The sequence below is a fragment of the Flavobacterium sp. genome (assembly GCF_043760115.1).
Taxonomy (GTDB): Bacteria; Bacteroidota; Bacteroidia; order Flavobacteriales; family Flavobacteriaceae; genus Flavobacterium.
Genome location: NZ_JAYUPK010000026.1, coordinates 1 through 15,311 on the forward strand (window position 1 = coordinate 1; position 15,311 = coordinate 15,311).

The window sequence follows — 15,311 nt, forward strand, 5'->3', positions numbered from 1 at the left end:
TGTTGGAACTGTTGCACCGTAGCATACTATTTGTGTTCCATTGTTATAATTATCTGCATCAACGTCTATAAATAAGGTTGCGCTTTGGTAGATTGATGCGTTGTTGTCGTTACAATCTGTGTTGTTTAAAACATATCCTATTGGTTGAATACAATTTGAAACTGAAATTGATGCATCTCCAAATCCATCATTGTCTGCATCAACATAATAAGTTACATTAGGTGAAACACTTAAAGAAACTGTATTGCTAGATGATAAATTTAAAATACTTGATGCAATTAAATCTGTTCTTTCAACTGTTAAAACAGTAAGTGTTTGACCATTATTACTTGCATTTAAAACCGAAGTAAACGAAGCATTACCTGAATTATTTGAAACTAAATTTGTAAAAGTTAAAGTACTTCCACCATTTATATCATAAGTTATAGTAGAAGTACTATTTGGAACTAATCCTATAACATTAAAAGTTGCTAAACTTCCATCACAAACAATTCCAGAAGCTTGAGAAACACTAGTAAATGTTGGATTTGTAACTGCTGTTAAAACATTAATTACATTTGAATTTAATGAAGTACTTGAAGCATTTTGAGCTCTAACTCTATAATAATAATTAGTGTTTTCTGTTAAACCAGTTACTAATTGAGATGTTCCTGAAACTAATAAATTTTCATATCCTAATACAAAAGATGGTGCTATACTATTAAATGTATGTGAACCTAAATTTGAAATTGTATCTATATTAAATTGTGTCCATTGAGTTGCAAGTGTAGGAAATCCAGTTGTAGGATTAACAGTAACTCCAGAAGTAATATTAGGATTTCTAACTAAGGTTTTGTCTAGAGTAGAAAAACCAGGTGAAGTCCAAGCTGTTCCTGGATCTTCTCCAATTCTTCCAAAAATATCTACAAAAGAAGAAGTTGAAACTTTCCATAAACCTAAAGCATCATCTCCATTATAATTTACCGCAGTACCATTTGTTGTAGCGCCACCATATATAGTTGACAAAGAATTTTTATAAACAATTGTAGCGCCATTTGCTAAAGTTCCGCTTAAAACTTGTGCATTTGTAGCAACTGTAGCGCCATTTGTAAATAATCTTAATTCATAATTAGATAAATTAACACTTGCTCCAGTTCCGTTATAAATTTCTACATATTTATTATTAGATGAACCTTCTATATATTCTGAGAAAAATAAATCAGTTGCAGGTGAAGTAGATGTAAAAGTTGGAAATTTACTTACATCCAATCTGTAATCTGTAGCTTGTGTAACAACTGACCAATTTGCATCAAACTGAGTATTTGTAATTGAATTAGCAGTATTTGCAACTGGTGCAGGAATAGCGCTTGTTACAAAACTTGCTTGAACAGAACGAATAGTTCCAGTTGCATCTAAAGCAAATCCTTTAAAATAATATGTAGTACTTGGGTTTAATCCAGCAATGTTAGAAGAAAAAGAATTAGAAGCAATATTTGAACTAGAAACTGATGTTCCAGTACCATTAGCAAAATTATTTGTTGTACTGTATTCAAATCCGTAAGAAGTTACAGAAGAACAACCTAATACTAATGTTGTTGATAATGTAGCTGTTGATGATGTAATTAAAGAAGCACTTCCAGAGTTTACAACTACTGGAGTGTTAACGCCAGAACCAGAAGTAGCAACCAAAACATTAGTAGATAAACCGCCACCAGAAATTAAAATGAAATCATTATAGGATTGAACTGACGTTGGTGAAAAACGAACCCATACTTGTTGAGCAGTAATAGTTGAACCAACAAAAGCAATATTTAAAGTAGCAGTATAACTAAACTGATTTAAAGAATAGGTAAAACCATCTACTGGATTTATAACTAAATTTGTACCGTTTAAATTTGCACCATCAAATGTAAAACTTGACTCTGCAGAAGTACCAATACATAAATTTCCAAAACTATTTAAAAGAGCATTTACAGTTACTGATGCACTTAAATTTTGCAACGTTGTTCCTTGAGCATTTAATCCAAAAGCAGTCTCAACATTACTTCCATTTCTAGCTTTTACTCTAAAAGTATAGGATGTATTGTTATTTAATCCTGTTACTGTTTTTGTTCCCCAAACAGAAGCAGTTTGCCATACAGCAGTTGCGCCTAAAGAACCATTAGCTTGAACATAATTTCCTCCAATTTCTTGAATTGCATATTGTGTAATTGCAGGATTTGAATTTTGAGAAACAGCATCTACAGTAACATTTAATGTAGTTAATTGAGGATTATCAACTAATACAGCATTTGGAACATTCGCTAATGTATAAAAAGTAGCATTAGCTCCATTAAAAAGAGTTGCTTCTGCCCCAACTGCTCTAAAATTATATAAAGTATTTACATTTAATGAAAATAAATTAGTAGTAATTGGCGTAGGAGTTGTTCCAGTTATAGAACTAGGAGAAGCTGAAATTGAATTTCCATAAGCTACAGTTGTACCATAATCAAAAGATGCTATCGTAGTTGTAGTATTAGCATTTATAGTTCCATTTAAATTGGCACTAGTTGTTGTAATTGAAGAGGCACTTAAAGTAGTTACTGTTGGAGTTGCGGCACCAGCAGTAGATGTTATGGCAACATTGTCAATACTTATTTTTGGTCTACTTCCTGTTGTACCATTTGCTGTACCATTATAATTGTAAAATCTTAATTTTACAGTTGGCTGATTGTTTAAAGCCGCAGGTAACGCTAAAGAAACTGATCCACTTCCTACAACAGTATTAGTTGCAACATAAGGTAAATTTGTTCCTGTTAATTCAGTCCAAGTAGTTCCATCTATAGAATAATATACTTTTAAACTTGCTACTCTATTTCCAGTTCCATTAAAAACTGTAGCTACATCAAGACTAAAATTTCCTGCATTTCTGCCTGTAAAATTTAAATTTAAATCTAAAGCTACAGCATTAGTGTTTGCTGTTGCTCCAGTTGATAAAAACTGAATATTGGTTGCTCCGTTTTGAACACCACCAGCAGTAGTTGCTGTAAAAACTGTAGAGGCAACTGTAGTTCTTGTTGCAACAGGAATTGTGCCAGTTGGTAAAATTGCTACTGATGACCAATTTGTTCCAGTAGTTGGCGTTGTCCAAGATGTAAAAGATTCAGAATAGTTTCCTGTAGACAAGTCAAAATAAACTTGTGCTTTTACATCAGAAAAAGTTAACATTACAACAAATGCAATTAGTAACTTAAAATAATTTTTTTGTAAAATTAATTTCATAAATGATTTTTGAATTTGAATTATATTTTTATTTATTTTGAGCAACAAAGTTATAAAGTAAATATCTGAAAATGCATCTTTTATGTTAGGTTTATGTTAATATTATAAACTAGATACTTTCATCGATAAAATATGTTTTTTTATCGAGTTTTTAATTTTTTTGTAAGATATTTATATTTATTTATCAACTAATTTTATAAGTATAAAGTAGCTTAAAATAAAAAACTCCGAATTAATTTCTTAATTCGGAGTCTTGTTTTATTTATTGATTGTATTTTTTTATTTAACCAAAGTCATTTCGTCAACTATGTGTTTTGCACCAGCGAAATTCTCAATTATCCAAAGTACATAACGAATATCTACGTTGATTGTTCTTTGCAGTTTTTTATCAAAAATTACATCTCCAGCCATCGCTTCTATATTTCCGTCGAATGCTAATCCTATTAATTCACCTTTTCCGTTAAGAACTGGCGAACCTGAATTTCCTCCTGTAATGTCATTATCTGTTAAGAAATTTACGTGAAGCGAACCATCTTTATCAGCATAACGACCATAGTTTTTAGCTTTTTCCATTTCTAGAACTTTAACTGGTAAGTCAAATTCTTCATCACCTTTTTTGTATTTTTTAACTTGACTTGCTAGTGTAGTATAGTTGTTTATAGTTGCATCATTACGCTTGTCTGCTGGCAAAGATTTAACTTTTCCATAGGTTAAACGTAAAGTAGAATTGGCATCTGGATATTTTATTGTTCCTATTTTAGATTCTCTTAATCCTTCTACTAGTAAACGAAATGAAGAACCATAGTCGTTTTGAGCTTTTACAATTTCTTCAGATCTAACTGCAAAATGTGTAAGCATATCATTAGAAATCGCATACAATGGATCGTTATCTAACATTGCTTGACTTGGTAATTCTAAAAATGCTTTTACTTTGTCTATTGATGTTAATACGCTTAAATCTATTGCAGCGCTTGCATATTTTGTAAAATCGTTATTGTTTTCATCACCAATTTTCTTAACCATTGGCGCAATATTGTAACCTAAAGATTTAGTTGCATACAATTTTAATTGCGCAGCCAATAAATCTTTTTCTGCTGGAACATGCATGTCTGCAAACATTCCTTCTGCCATTTCAACAATTTTAGGTGCCAATTCTTTACGTTTTGCAGCATCAGCTTTTACGTAAGTATCTAATTGTTTTCCTAATGTTCTTCCTATTGTTCCAAATGAAGCTGTTCTAAATAATTGTTGTAAGTAATTATCGTGACGCGATTTTTCGTTAGTTAAACCGTAAAATTTATTAATGTTAGAAATTACATTACCATATTTAGCTTTATTTGCTGGTTTGTTTGCCCAAGCATTGAATTTTGCTTCTTGACCAGCCTTAGATTTTGCTGTTCCAAATTTAGAAAGTGCATCAATCATTCCTTGACGGTTTTTCCAATAATTGGCTGTTGAAGCAAATTTAGAAGCATAAACCAAACGAAGATCAGCGCTCATGTCCATGTACTTTTTCATGTTATCCATACCAGTTTTTGCACCTTCAACCCAAGCAGGATATGCGAATTTTACATTTTGCTCTATTCCACCAGCTGGCATCCAACGGTTGGTTCTTCCTGGATAACCAAGAATCATTGCAAAATCGTTTTCTTTTACACCATTTATATTTACTGGTAAATAATGTTTTGGTTGCAATGGAACATTATCTACAGAATAATCTGCTGGATTTCCGCTTTTGTCTGCATAAACTCTAAACATTGAAAAATCGGCAGTTTGTCTTGGCCATTCCCAATTGTCAGTATCGCCACCATATTTTCCTAAACTTTCAGGTGGTGTTCCAACTAAACGTACATCTTTATAATCTTGGTAAACAAAATAATAATATTCATTTCCTTGAAAAAATGGACGCACAGAAACGGTGTATTTTCCACCTTCGTTATTTTCTTTTTCAATTTTAGCAATTTCTTGATTTATTGCTTTTTCTCTATCTGCTTCAGACATTGATGGATTTACAACTGCTAAAATTCTTTTACTACAATCGTCCATACGCACAAAGAATCGTACATACAAACTTGATGGTTTCATTTCAGCTTTTCTATCTGCAGCCCAATAACCATCTTTCAAATAATTTTTATCGGCTGATGAAAGTTCTGCAATTGCATCATATCCACAGTGATGATTGGTTAAGACCAAACCATCTTTAGATATAATTTCGGCAGTACAACCACCATTAAATTGTACAATTGCATCTTTTAAACTGTGATTGTTGATGCTGTAAATTTCTTCCGCAGTCAATTGCAATCCCATTTTTTGCATATCGCGATGGTTTAATCGTTCAATGAACATTAAAAACCACATTCCTTCGTCAGCTTTTACACTTGTTGGAACAAGCATAACGGCAACGATTAATGATAAGATAAATTTTTTCATAAATGTTAAGTTAATTTTAGTGGTGCGAATATAATTCATTTATTAAATTTTTTAAAATTATATTATATAAAACTAAAACGTTGTAGTTTATTTTAACTTAATTTTTAGAGTTTAACAATTTTAAATATAAAAAAGTCCCGAAAATTTCGAGACTTTATTATAAATTTTTAAATATTATGACTGTTTTCTTTTTTATCATCTTCTACATTTAGCATTTGCCAAAGTTTGTCTTTTAACTCGGTTAATCCTTGTTGAGCAACAGATGATATAAATAGAAATGGAACGCCTTTTATTTCTTTTTTTAATTGCGAATTTAATTCGGTTTTTAATTCGTCATCTAACATATCACATTTAGAAATTACTAGTAATCTATCTTTGTCTAGCATTTCTGGATTGTAACGTCGTAATTCATCTAGTAGAATTTCATATTCTTTTTTAATGTCTTTTGCATCTGCTGGAACTAGAAATAATAAGGTAGAATTTCGTTCAATGTGACGAAGAAAATAATGTCCTAATCCTTTTCCTTCTGCTGCGCCTTCAATAATTCCTGGTATATCTGCAATTACAAACGATTGAAATTCGCGGTAAGCTACTATTCCTAAATTGGGTTTTAAGGTTGTAAAAGCGTAGTCGGCAATTTTTGGTTTTGCAGATGTTAAAACAGATAATAATGTAGATTTTCCTGCATTTGGAAAACCTACTAAACCTACATCGGCAAGTACTTTTAATTCTAAAATAACATCAATTTCTGTAGATGGCATTCCGGGTTGAGAGTATCTTGGTGTTTGATTGGTAGAACTTCTAAAATGCCAGTTTCCTAAACCACCTTTTCCTCCTTGCGCTATAATTTTTTGTTCGCCGTGTTCTGTAATTTCAAAAAGAATTTCTCCTGTTTCTATATCTTTTACAACGGTTCCTAATGGTACTTCTACCATTTTATCTTCGCCATCGTGACCTGTACTGCGTGAACTTCCGCCATCGCCACCATGACCACCACGCATGTGTTTTACAAATTTTAAATGAAAAAGTGTCCAAAGACTTTTGTTTCCTTTTATGTAAACGTGTCCTCCACGACCACCATCACCACCATCTGGACCACCTTTTTCTATAAATTTTTCTCTGTGTAAGTGCGTTGAACCTTTTCCGCCTTTACCAGAGGTTATGTATATTTTTACATAGTCTACAAAATTTCCTTCTGTCATTTTTTCTAAGTATTCAGTAATCAGTTTTTAGTAATCAGTGATTTAGATTCTCTAAATTTAACACTATAACTAATTACATTTTATTTTTTCAATGAACACTGTCAAGTAAACAGAATAACTGAATACTAAAAACTGAACACTGATTACTTTTTTAATCTTTATATGTTTTTATTAAAATTTTTTCAATTACTACTCCATCCATTTTTTGGGCTTCAAATTCTAGTTTGTTCCAAATTAATTTTTCGCCTTGTTTAGGAATTGTGCCTAGTTCGGTAATGATAAATCCGCTTACGGTTGTGACTTCGTAATCGGTTGTAAGTTCGTCCATATCGAAGTAGGTTAGGAAATCGTGAAGCGAATATTGTCCGTCAACTAGCCAAGTTCCATCGTCGTTTGCTATTAGTTTGAACTCGTCGTCGTCAAAATCTGATGCGTCGCCAACAAGTGCTTCTAAAATGTCATTTAAGGTTATAATACCTTGAAAAACACCATATTCGTCGGTTACAAATGCGTAATGTACTTTAGATTTTTTAAAGTTTTCTAATGCTTTGTATGCTGATGTATGCTCGATAAAATAAACTGGATCTTTGGTAATTGCTTTTAAATTGAAGTTTCCTTTTTCGAAATTGGCAAATAAATCTTTTAATAAAACTACGCCAATTACTTCATCTAAATTTTCTTCGCAAACTGGATAAACTGAATGCAATTCTTCTAAAACTTTGGCTTTTAAATCGGCAATCGAATCGTTTACAGACAAATAAACCATTGAACTTCTGTGCGTCATTAATGAATTTACTTTTCTATCGCCAATGTGAAAAACGCGTTCTACTATATCATGTTCAATTTCTTGAATTTCTCCGTCTTCGGTTCCTTCTTTTATAATGGCTTTAATTTCGTCTTCAGTTACTTTACCGTCGGCTGTTGGTTTTATATTAAATATTTTCAATAAAAAATCGGTCGAAATTGTAAGCAACCAAATAAATGGTGCTGTAACTTGCGAGATGATTTTCATTGGAATTGCCATTGATTTGGCAATGGTTTCTGGATAATTCAATCCTATTCTTTTTGGTAATAATTCGCCAAGAACTAATGAGAAAAATGTTAAAACAACTACTACAATTCCGACTGAAATAGAATGTGCATAAGGTTTTAGTACTTCAAAACTTTCAACAAATAATTGTACGTTGGTTGTGATTTTATCTCCAGAATAAATACCTGTTAAAATGCTTATTAATGTAATTCCTATTTGAACAGTTGATAATAATTTATTAGGCGAATTGACCAAATCTAATGCGACTTTGGCATTTTTTTGACCTTTTTTTGCAGCAGTTTCTAATCTACTTTTTCTTGCAGAAATTAATGCAATTTCTGACATTGAAAAAACGCCATTTAAAACTATTAGAAAAAATATTATTACTATCTCCATTTTTGTTTATGGTTTATTGCTTATTGTTTATTGTTGAAAACGAACTATTAACAACAAACTAAAAACTACAAACTATTATAAATTATTTATTACTTTACTCAATCTTTGTGTTACTTCATGAACCGAACCAATACCATTAACCGAGTGAAACTTACCTTGATTATCGTAATAATGCATTAACGGTGCCGTTTTTTGGTTGTATTCATCATAACGATTTCTAATTTTTTCTTCGTCTTGATCGTCTGGTCTTCCAGATGTTTTTCCTCTTTCTAACAAACGAGCAACTAAAATATTGTCATCAGCTTCTAAAGCTATAGTTGCAGTAATATTATGATTTTTAGATTTTAAAAATTCATCTAATGCTTCAGCTTGCGCCAAAGTTCTTGGAAATCCATCAAATAAAAATCCGGCTGAATCTTGATTTTTGTCTACTTCGCTTTCTAGCATTTTTATGGTAACTTCATCTGGAACTAAATCGCCTTTGTCCATAAAAGTTCTGGCAAGTTTACCTAAATCGGTTTCGTTTTTAATATTAAATCTAAAAATATCACCTGTAGAAAGATGTGTTAAATTGTATTTTTCTTTTAAAAATTCAGCTTGTGTACCTTTACCTGCGCCAGGTTTTCCGAAAAGAACGATGTTAATCATTTTGAAAAAATTATATTTATTTGTTATGCGTTTTGAGTTGTGGGTTTTGAGTAAACTATTAAATCATAACCCAAAACTCATAACTATTTACTCTGCTAATTGATAAACATCGGCTAAATTTCTTCCAAGTCCATCGTAATCTAAACCATATCCTACAATGAATTTATTTGGAATTCTAATGCCAACGTAATCTAATTTTATATCTTTTTTAAATGCATCTGGTTTTAAAAATAATGTGGCTATCTTTAAATGCTTTACCTTTTTATCTTTTAAAATTGCTTTTAATTCTTCTATAGTATTTCCTGTATCTACAATATCTTCAACAATAATTACAGTTCTGCCTTCTAAATCTTGATTTAAACCAATTAACTGTTTTACTTCATTGGTTGATTGAGTACCTTCATAAGATGCCATTTTTACAAAACTTACTTCACACATTCCTCTATATTGTTTCATTAAATCGGCCATTACCATAAATGCACCATTTAAAACACCAACAAAAACTGGAATTTCATTAAAAAAATCGTCATCCATTTGCTTTGCCATATTTTTAATTGCAAAATCAATTTCTTCGGATGATATAAATGCTTCGAAAGTTTTATCGTGTAAATGGATCATTTTATTATGTTTTGGGTTAGAAAAATAATTTGCAAAGATACAAGTATGTATTGAGTATGAAGTACTATGAAAGCAAAAATAATTAATAAATTGGATTTTTTATATTTGCAAAATGGATTTAGAACTTTATAAACGAATAGAAAACAGTTCGGCACATACTCAAAACCGAATTGATAACGGAAATTTTATCGTTCAAAATCCTCATTTACTTACTGATTTAGTTCCTTTTTGCTTTGAAATTTCTAATAAATTACACATTAGAGCGTGTTGTATTCTAGAAAAAGTATTTGAAATTCAATTGGATTTATCGTTTAATTATTTAAATTTTATTTGCGAAAATTTATCCAATTTAAAAAATGATAGTGCGATTCGTTCTATGTCAAGATTTTTGATGCTACTAGTTAAAGACAATTTAAAAAAGAAATATTTGTCTGAAAATCAACTAGAAAAAATAACCGAATCAAGTTTTGATTGGTTAATTTTAGACTACAGAGTTGCCGTAAAACATCATGCAGTAAATATTTTAATCGAAACAGGAAAGAAAACCAGTTGGATTTATCCCGAATTAAAAACTATTCTAGAAAAAGAAATTGAATTTCCTTCTCCTGGCTATAGATGTATAGTAAAGAAATTTTTAAAAATAATAAATTCTTAAATACTATCTTTGCCTAAACACAACAACAATGAACTATTTTTCTTCCGATTTTAAATTAGGAATTCTCGGTGGCGGACAATTGGGCAAAATGTTGTTGGCAGAAACTAGAAAATTTGACATTCAAACCTATGTACTTGATCCAAGTGATGAAGCACCTTGTAAAATAGCTTGCAATAAATTTATTCAAGGAAGTTTAACCGATTTTGAAACTGTTTATAATTTTGGAAAACTTGTTGATGTGTTAACTTTTGAAATAGAATTGGTTAATCTTGAAGCTTTAGAAAAATTAGAAAACGAAGGATTAAAAGTTTATCCATCGCCAAAAACCTTGCGAATTATACAGAATAAAGGAATTCAGAAAGAGTTTTATTTTCAAAACAATATTCCAACATCTAAATTCGAAAAATATTCCAGTTTACAAAATCTAAAATCAGCTATCGTTGATCAAAAATCTAAAATCGTTATGCCATTCGTATGGAAGTGTACCGAATTTGGTTATGACGGAAATGGTGTAAAAATAGTAAGAACACCTTCTGATTTAGAAAACTTACCTAATGTAGAATGTATTGCCGAAGAAATGATTGCTTTTAAAAATGAACTTTCAGTAATTGTAGTTCGAAATATTTCAGGCGAAGTAAAAACATATCCTGTTGTAGAAATGGAATTTCACCCAGAAGCCAACCAAGTAGAGTATGTAATTTGTCCTGCGAGAATCGATGAAAAAGTGGGGCAAAAAGCAATAGAAGTTGCTTTAAAAGTTTCCGAAAAATTCAATCACGTTGGATTATTAGCTGTTGAAATGTTTCAAACTCAAGATGATGAAATTTTAGTAAACGAAGTAGCACCAAGACCTCACAACTCTGGACATCACACTATCGAAGCCAGTTACACTTCACAATTTGAAAATCATTTACGCGCCATTTTAAATCTTCCATTAGGAAATTGTGATAGCAAAGTTGCAGGAATTATGGTAAATTTGGTCGGTGAAAAAGGTTTTTCTGGATCAGTTATATATGAAAACATCGAAAAAATAATGGCAATTGATGGTGTAACGCCACATATTTATGGTAAAAAAGAAACACGTCCGTTTAGAAAAATGGGACACGTTACCGTAGTAAATGAAAATATGGAAATTGCTAGAAAAATTGCTGAAGAAGTTAAGAATAGCATTAGAGTGATTAGTTAAAATAATTATATTTTATAATTAGTATATACAAAAAAAATATACATTTGTAATATGAAAACAATATCGTTAAAAATAGATGATTCAATCTTTGGAGAAACAGAAAATATTCTAAATTCAATTAAAAAACCTAGAAATAGGTATATTAATGAAGCTATAGAATATTACAATATCGCTCAAAAAAGAATTTTATTGCAAAAGAAAATGCATTTTGAATCTAAATTAGTTTCAGAAAGTTCAATGGAAGTTTTAAAAGAATTTGAACAAATAGACGAATTGTATGAATCAATTTGAAATTTGGCTTGCAGACTTAAATCCACAAATCGGAACAGAAACTGGAAAAATGCGACCAGTAATTATTATACAAACTAATTTTTTAAATGAAATTAAACATCCTTCCACAATAGTATGTCCAATCACAACAAAATTAAATTCTGAATCTACTGTTTTAAGGGTTAGAATTAACAAAGGAAATTGTGGTTTAGAAACAAATTCTGATATTATGATTGATCAAATAAGAGCTATTGATAATTCTAGATTTGTAAAAAAAATAGGATTTGCAACCACCGAAATAAAAAATAAAATCAAAGAAAATATAATAAATGTTTTAGATTTTTAAACAAAAATTAATGAAAGTAGCCATAATAATGGGATCCATTTCCGATATGCCCATAATGCAAGAAGCAATAGACATTCTAAAAGAATTCGAAATAGAAACCGAAGTCGATATCGTTTCCGCGCACAGAACGCCCGAAAAACTATTCGATTTTAGTAAAAACGCACACAATCGTGGTATTTCCGTAATTATTGCTGGCGCTGGTGGTGCAGCTCATTTGCCTGGTATGGTAGCTTCGATGTCGCCACTTCCAGTCATTGGCGTTCCAATAAAATCTAGTAATTCTATCGATGGTTGGGATTCGGTTTTGTCAATTCTTCAAATGCCAAGTGGCGTTCCTGTTGCGACAGTAGCTTTAAACGGAGCAAAAAATGCAGGAATTCTCGCTGCTCAAATTATCGGTTCTTCTAACAAATCAGTTTTAGAAAAAATTATTTCCTACAAGGAAAGTTTAAAAGAAATAGTTAATAAATCATCAGAAAATTTAAAAAAATAAAAATTTTCAAACCATTAAGCATATAAGAACTTAATGAACCTTAATATCTTAATGGTTTAGAATAAAAATCTTAAAGCCATAATGAAAACACTAACACAAAAATTCAACACAAAATACGATACAGCACCATTTTCACAAATCAAAATGGAAGATTACAAACCAGCTTTTATAGAAAATATAATAGCTGCAAAAGCAGAGATTGATACCATAATCAATAATTCAGAAACGCCAACTTTTTCAAACACTATCGAAGCATTAGAGTTTTCAGGAAATGCATTAGACAGGTTGTCGTCTATTTTCTTCAATTTAAACTCGGCAGAAACTTCTGACGAAATGCAAAAAATTGCGCAAGAAGTTACACCATTATTAACCGAATTCAGTAACGATATTACTTTAAATGAAGATTTATTTAAACTAATAAAATCGGTTTACGAACAAAAAGACGATTTAAATCTTACAATAGAACAGGCAACTTTATTGGATAAAAAATTCAAAAGTTTTTCTAGAAACGGAGCATTATTATCGGAAGAAAAAAAATCAAAACTTCGTGAAATTGATACTGAACTTGCCAAACTAAAACTCACTTACAGCGAAAATGTTTTAGCAGAAACGAATAATTATCAATTACATATTACAAATGAAAATGATTTAAAAGGTTTACCAGAAGGCACAATAGAAGCTTCAAAAGCATTAGCAAGAACTAAAGATTTAGAAGGTTATATTTTTAACTTAGATATGCCAAGCTATTTGCCATTTGTAACGTATGCAGAAAATCGTGAACTGAGAAGAGAAATTTCCATTGCAGCAGGAAAAAAGGCATTCCAGAACAACGAATTTGACAATCAAGAAATAACTTTAAAGATTGCAAAATTGCGTTTTGAAAGAGCTAATTTATTAGGATACAAAACCCATTCGCACTTTGTTCTCGAAGAACGAATGGCGCAAAATCCTGACAAAGTAAAATCGTTTCTAAATGATTTATTAGAAAAAGCAAAGCCAGCAGCCGAACGTGAATTTGCAGAATTATCAGCATTTGCAAAACATTTGGACGGAATTGACCAACTTGAAAAATGGGATGGAGCTTATTATTCTGAAAAACTAAAACAGAAATTATTCAATCTAGATGATGAAAAGTTAAAACCTTATTTTCAATTAGAAAACGTCTTGAATGGTGCTTTTACTATTGCTAATAAATTATTCGGATTAACATTTACCGAAGTTTTCGATATTGATATATACTACGAAGAAGTTACAACCTATGAAGTTAAAGATGAATTTGACGAATTAGTTGCCATTTTCTACGCCGATTTTTTTCCAAGAAAAGGTAAACGAAATGGCGCTTGGATGACCAGTTTCAAATCGCAATACATTAAGGACGGAAAAAACGAACGACCACATATTTCCAACGTTTGCAATTTTACAAAACCAACAGAAACCAAACCGTCATTATTGACTTTCAATGAAGTAACAACATTGTTTCACGAATTTGGTCACGGATTACACGGAATGTTAGCCAATACAGTGTACCCAAGTTTGTCTGGAACATCTGTTTTTTGGGATTTTGTAGAGTTGCCAAGTCAAGTTATGGAAAACTGGTGTTACGAACCAGAAGCGTTAGCATTGTTTGCCAAGCATTACGAAACAGGCGAAATTATTCCGCAACAATATGTCGAAAAAATAAAAGAAAGTGCCAGTTTTCAAGAAGGAATGGCAACATTACGCCAGTTGAGTTTTGGCTTATTGGATATGGCTTTCCACAGTAATAATCCAACAGAAATTACAAATGTAAAAGCATTTGAAAAAGCCGCTTTTGAAGGCACCACTTTATATCCAGATGTTGCCGAAAATTGTATGTCGGTTTCGTTTTCACACATTTTTGCTGGCGGATATTCTTCTGGATATTACAGTTACAAATGGGCAGAAGTTTTAGATGCCGATGCATTTGCTTACTTCCAAGAAAAAGGAATTTTTGATAAAGAAACAGCAACAAAATTCAAAGAAAATGTACTTTCAAAAGGCGGAACTGAATTACCAATGGAATTGTACAAACGCTTTCGTGGTCAAGAACCGAAAGCTGATGCGTTGTTGAAACGTGCTGGGTTATTAATTTAATATTAGAAAATATCAATTTGAAAAAACAATTTAAAAAATTATTTTATCTTTCAATCATCGGATTAATTATTCTTTTTTCTGTAAATTTCTATGTAAAATCAGTAACCAATTCTTTAATCTATTCTTCACAAAATGACCTTCCAAAAAATAATATTGGGATTATTTTTGGTGCTGGAATTAATGGCGACAAACCAAGTAAATATTTAAAAGACAGACTTGATGCAGGAATTTTTTTATTCAAATCCAAAAAAATAAATAAAATTTTACTTTCTGGTGACAATGGCAATGATGAACACGATGAATTAACGGTTATGAAAAAATATTGTTATTCGAAAGGAATTGATACAACAAAAATTTATATTGATTATGCTGGATTTGATACTTATTCAACAATGTACAGAGCAAAATATATTTTTAAAATTCAAAGTGCCATTCTAATCACACAAGAATACCATCTTAACAGAGCAATTTATATTGGCAATAAACTTGGTATTAAATCTGTTGGGTTTTCAGCCAATGTTGGAAAATACAATAATTATAAATACGTTTGTTTTAGAGAATATTTTTCGATTTTAAAATCTGTCTTTGATGTTTTAAGATGTAGAGAACCACATTTTTTAGGAAATGAAGTCAATATAAATAGTGTTTCAAATTATACAAAGGACGATAAAAGATAAAAACCGAA

Annotated in this window: 13 protein-coding genes; 7 read left to right on the forward strand and 6 right to left on the reverse strand. The window is 30.8% G+C overall.

Annotation, left to right across the window (positions count from 1 at the left end):
- The 6 genes from ACH2BC_RS02230 to hpt form a co-directional block, all read right to left on the reverse strand.
- On the reverse strand, window positions 1-3,240 hold a 3,240-nt coding region (locus tag ACH2BC_RS02230; RefSeq protein ID WP_395052356.1), incomplete at its 3' end, for a beta strand repeat-containing protein.
- Window positions 3,241-3,519: 279 nt separating this feature from the next.
- Window positions 3,520-5,670, reverse strand: coding sequence for a S46 family peptidase (locus tag ACH2BC_RS02235; RefSeq protein ID WP_395052358.1), 2,151 nt, complete (start codon window positions 5,668-5,670; stop codon window positions 3,520-3,522).
- 167 nt (window positions 5,671-5,837) lie between these two features.
- The gene (gene obgE, locus ACH2BC_RS02240) at window positions 5,838-6,872 is read right to left on the reverse strand and encodes a GTPase ObgE (protein ID WP_395052359.1); all 1,035 of its coding nucleotides are present in this window, start codon (window positions 6,870-6,872) and stop codon (window positions 5,838-5,840) included.
- Window positions 6,873-7,023: 151 nt separating this feature from the next.
- Window positions 7,024-8,298, reverse strand: coding sequence for a hemolysin family protein (locus ACH2BC_RS02245; protein WP_395052360.1), 1,275 nt, complete (start codon window positions 8,296-8,298; stop codon window positions 7,024-7,026).
- 75 nt (window positions 8,299-8,373) lie between these two features.
- Window positions 8,374-8,946: an adenylate kinase gene (locus ACH2BC_RS02250; protein ID WP_395052361.1), complete on the reverse strand. Its 573-nt coding sequence runs from the start codon at window positions 8,944-8,946 to the stop codon at window positions 8,374-8,376.
- Window positions 8,947-9,033: 87 nt separating this feature from the next.
- Window positions 9,034-9,564, reverse strand: a complete 531-nt coding sequence (hpt, locus tag ACH2BC_RS02255; protein WP_395052362.1) for a hypoxanthine phosphoribosyltransferase — start codon at window positions 9,562-9,564, stop codon at window positions 9,034-9,036.
- 112 nt (window positions 9,565-9,676) lie between these two features.
- Between hpt and ACH2BC_RS02260 the strand changes: the two genes are divergently transcribed.
- From ACH2BC_RS02260 to ACH2BC_RS02290, 7 genes are all read left to right on the forward strand, one after another.
- A complete protein-coding gene (locus ACH2BC_RS02260; protein WP_395052363.1) occupies window positions 9,677-10,219 on the forward strand; it encodes a hypothetical protein in 543 nt (180 codons plus the stop codon).
- Between the two features lie 28 nt (window positions 10,220-10,247).
- The gene (locus ACH2BC_RS02265; RefSeq protein WP_395052364.1) at window positions 10,248-11,405 is read left to right on the forward strand and encodes a 5-(carboxyamino)imidazole ribonucleotide synthase; all 1,158 of its coding nucleotides are present in this window, start codon (window positions 10,248-10,250) and stop codon (window positions 11,403-11,405) included.
- A gap of 51 nt (window positions 11,406-11,456) precedes the next feature.
- A complete protein-coding gene (locus ACH2BC_RS02270) occupies window positions 11,457-11,696 on the forward strand; it encodes a hypothetical protein (RefSeq protein ID WP_395052365.1) in 240 nt (79 codons plus the stop codon).
- Window positions 11,683-12,021 carry a type II toxin-antitoxin system PemK/MazF family toxin gene (locus ACH2BC_RS02275; RefSeq protein ID WP_395052366.1) on the forward strand — a complete coding sequence of 113 codons (339 nt, stop codon included), beginning with the start codon at window positions 11,683-11,685 and terminating at the stop codon, window positions 12,019-12,021. The genes ACH2BC_RS02270 and ACH2BC_RS02275 overlap by 14 nt, the downstream gene beginning before the upstream one ends.
- Window positions 12,022-12,031: 10 nt before the next feature.
- Window positions 12,032-12,514 (forward strand): 5-(carboxyamino)imidazole ribonucleotide mutase, encoded by a 483-nt coding sequence (purE, locus tag ACH2BC_RS02280; RefSeq protein ID WP_395052367.1) that lies wholly within the window; start codon window positions 12,032-12,034, stop codon window positions 12,512-12,514.
- A gap of 81 nt (window positions 12,515-12,595) precedes the next feature.
- Window positions 12,596-14,626: a M3 family metallopeptidase gene (locus ACH2BC_RS02285; protein ID WP_395052368.1), complete on the forward strand. Its 2,031-nt coding sequence runs from the start codon at window positions 12,596-12,598 to the stop codon at window positions 14,624-14,626.
- A 17-nt stretch (window positions 14,627-14,643) separates the two neighbouring features.
- Complete coding sequence (locus ACH2BC_RS02290) at window positions 14,644-15,303, forward strand: vancomycin high temperature exclusion protein (protein WP_395052369.1); 660 nt, start codon at window positions 14,644-14,646, stop codon at window positions 15,301-15,303.
- Window positions 15,304-15,311 lie beyond the last annotated feature (8 nt).

What these genes read in the sequence shown, in the direction of transcription:
- ACH2BC_RS02235 (WP_395052358.1), bottom strand. Translation starts at nt 5,670, where the DNA reads ATGAAAAAATTTATCTTATCATTAATCGTTGCCGTTATGCTTGTTCCA.
- obgE (WP_395052359.1), bottom strand. Translation starts at nt 6,872, where the DNA reads ATGACAGAAGGAAATTTTGTAGACTATGTAAAAATATACATAACCTCT.
- ACH2BC_RS02245 (WP_395052360.1), bottom strand. Translation starts at nt 8,298, where the DNA reads ATGGAGATAGTAATAATATTTTTTCTAATAGTTTTAAATGGCGTTTTT.
- ACH2BC_RS02250 (WP_395052361.1), bottom strand. Translation starts at nt 8,946, where the DNA reads ATGATTAACATCGTTCTTTTCGGAAAACCTGGCGCAGGTAAAGGTACA.
- hpt (WP_395052362.1), bottom strand. Translation starts at nt 9,564, where the DNA reads ATGATCCATTTACACGATAAAACTTTCGAAGCATTTATATCATCCGAA.
- ACH2BC_RS02260 (WP_395052363.1), top strand. Translation starts at nt 9,677, where the DNA reads ATGGATTTAGAACTTTATAAACGAATAGAAAACAGTTCGGCACATACT.
- ACH2BC_RS02265 (WP_395052364.1), top strand. Translation starts at nt 10,248, where the DNA reads ATGAACTATTTTTCTTCCGATTTTAAATTAGGAATTCTCGGTGGCGGA.
- ACH2BC_RS02270 (WP_395052365.1), top strand. Translation starts at nt 11,457, where the DNA reads ATGAAAACAATATCGTTAAAAATAGATGATTCAATCTTTGGAGAAACA.
- ACH2BC_RS02275 (WP_395052366.1), top strand. Translation starts at nt 11,683, where the DNA reads ATGAATCAATTTGAAATTTGGCTTGCAGACTTAAATCCACAAATCGGA.
- purE (WP_395052367.1), top strand. Translation starts at nt 12,032, where the DNA reads ATGAAAGTAGCCATAATAATGGGATCCATTTCCGATATGCCCATAATG.
- ACH2BC_RS02285 (WP_395052368.1), top strand. Translation starts at nt 12,596, where the DNA reads ATGAAAACACTAACACAAAAATTCAACACAAAATACGATACAGCACCA.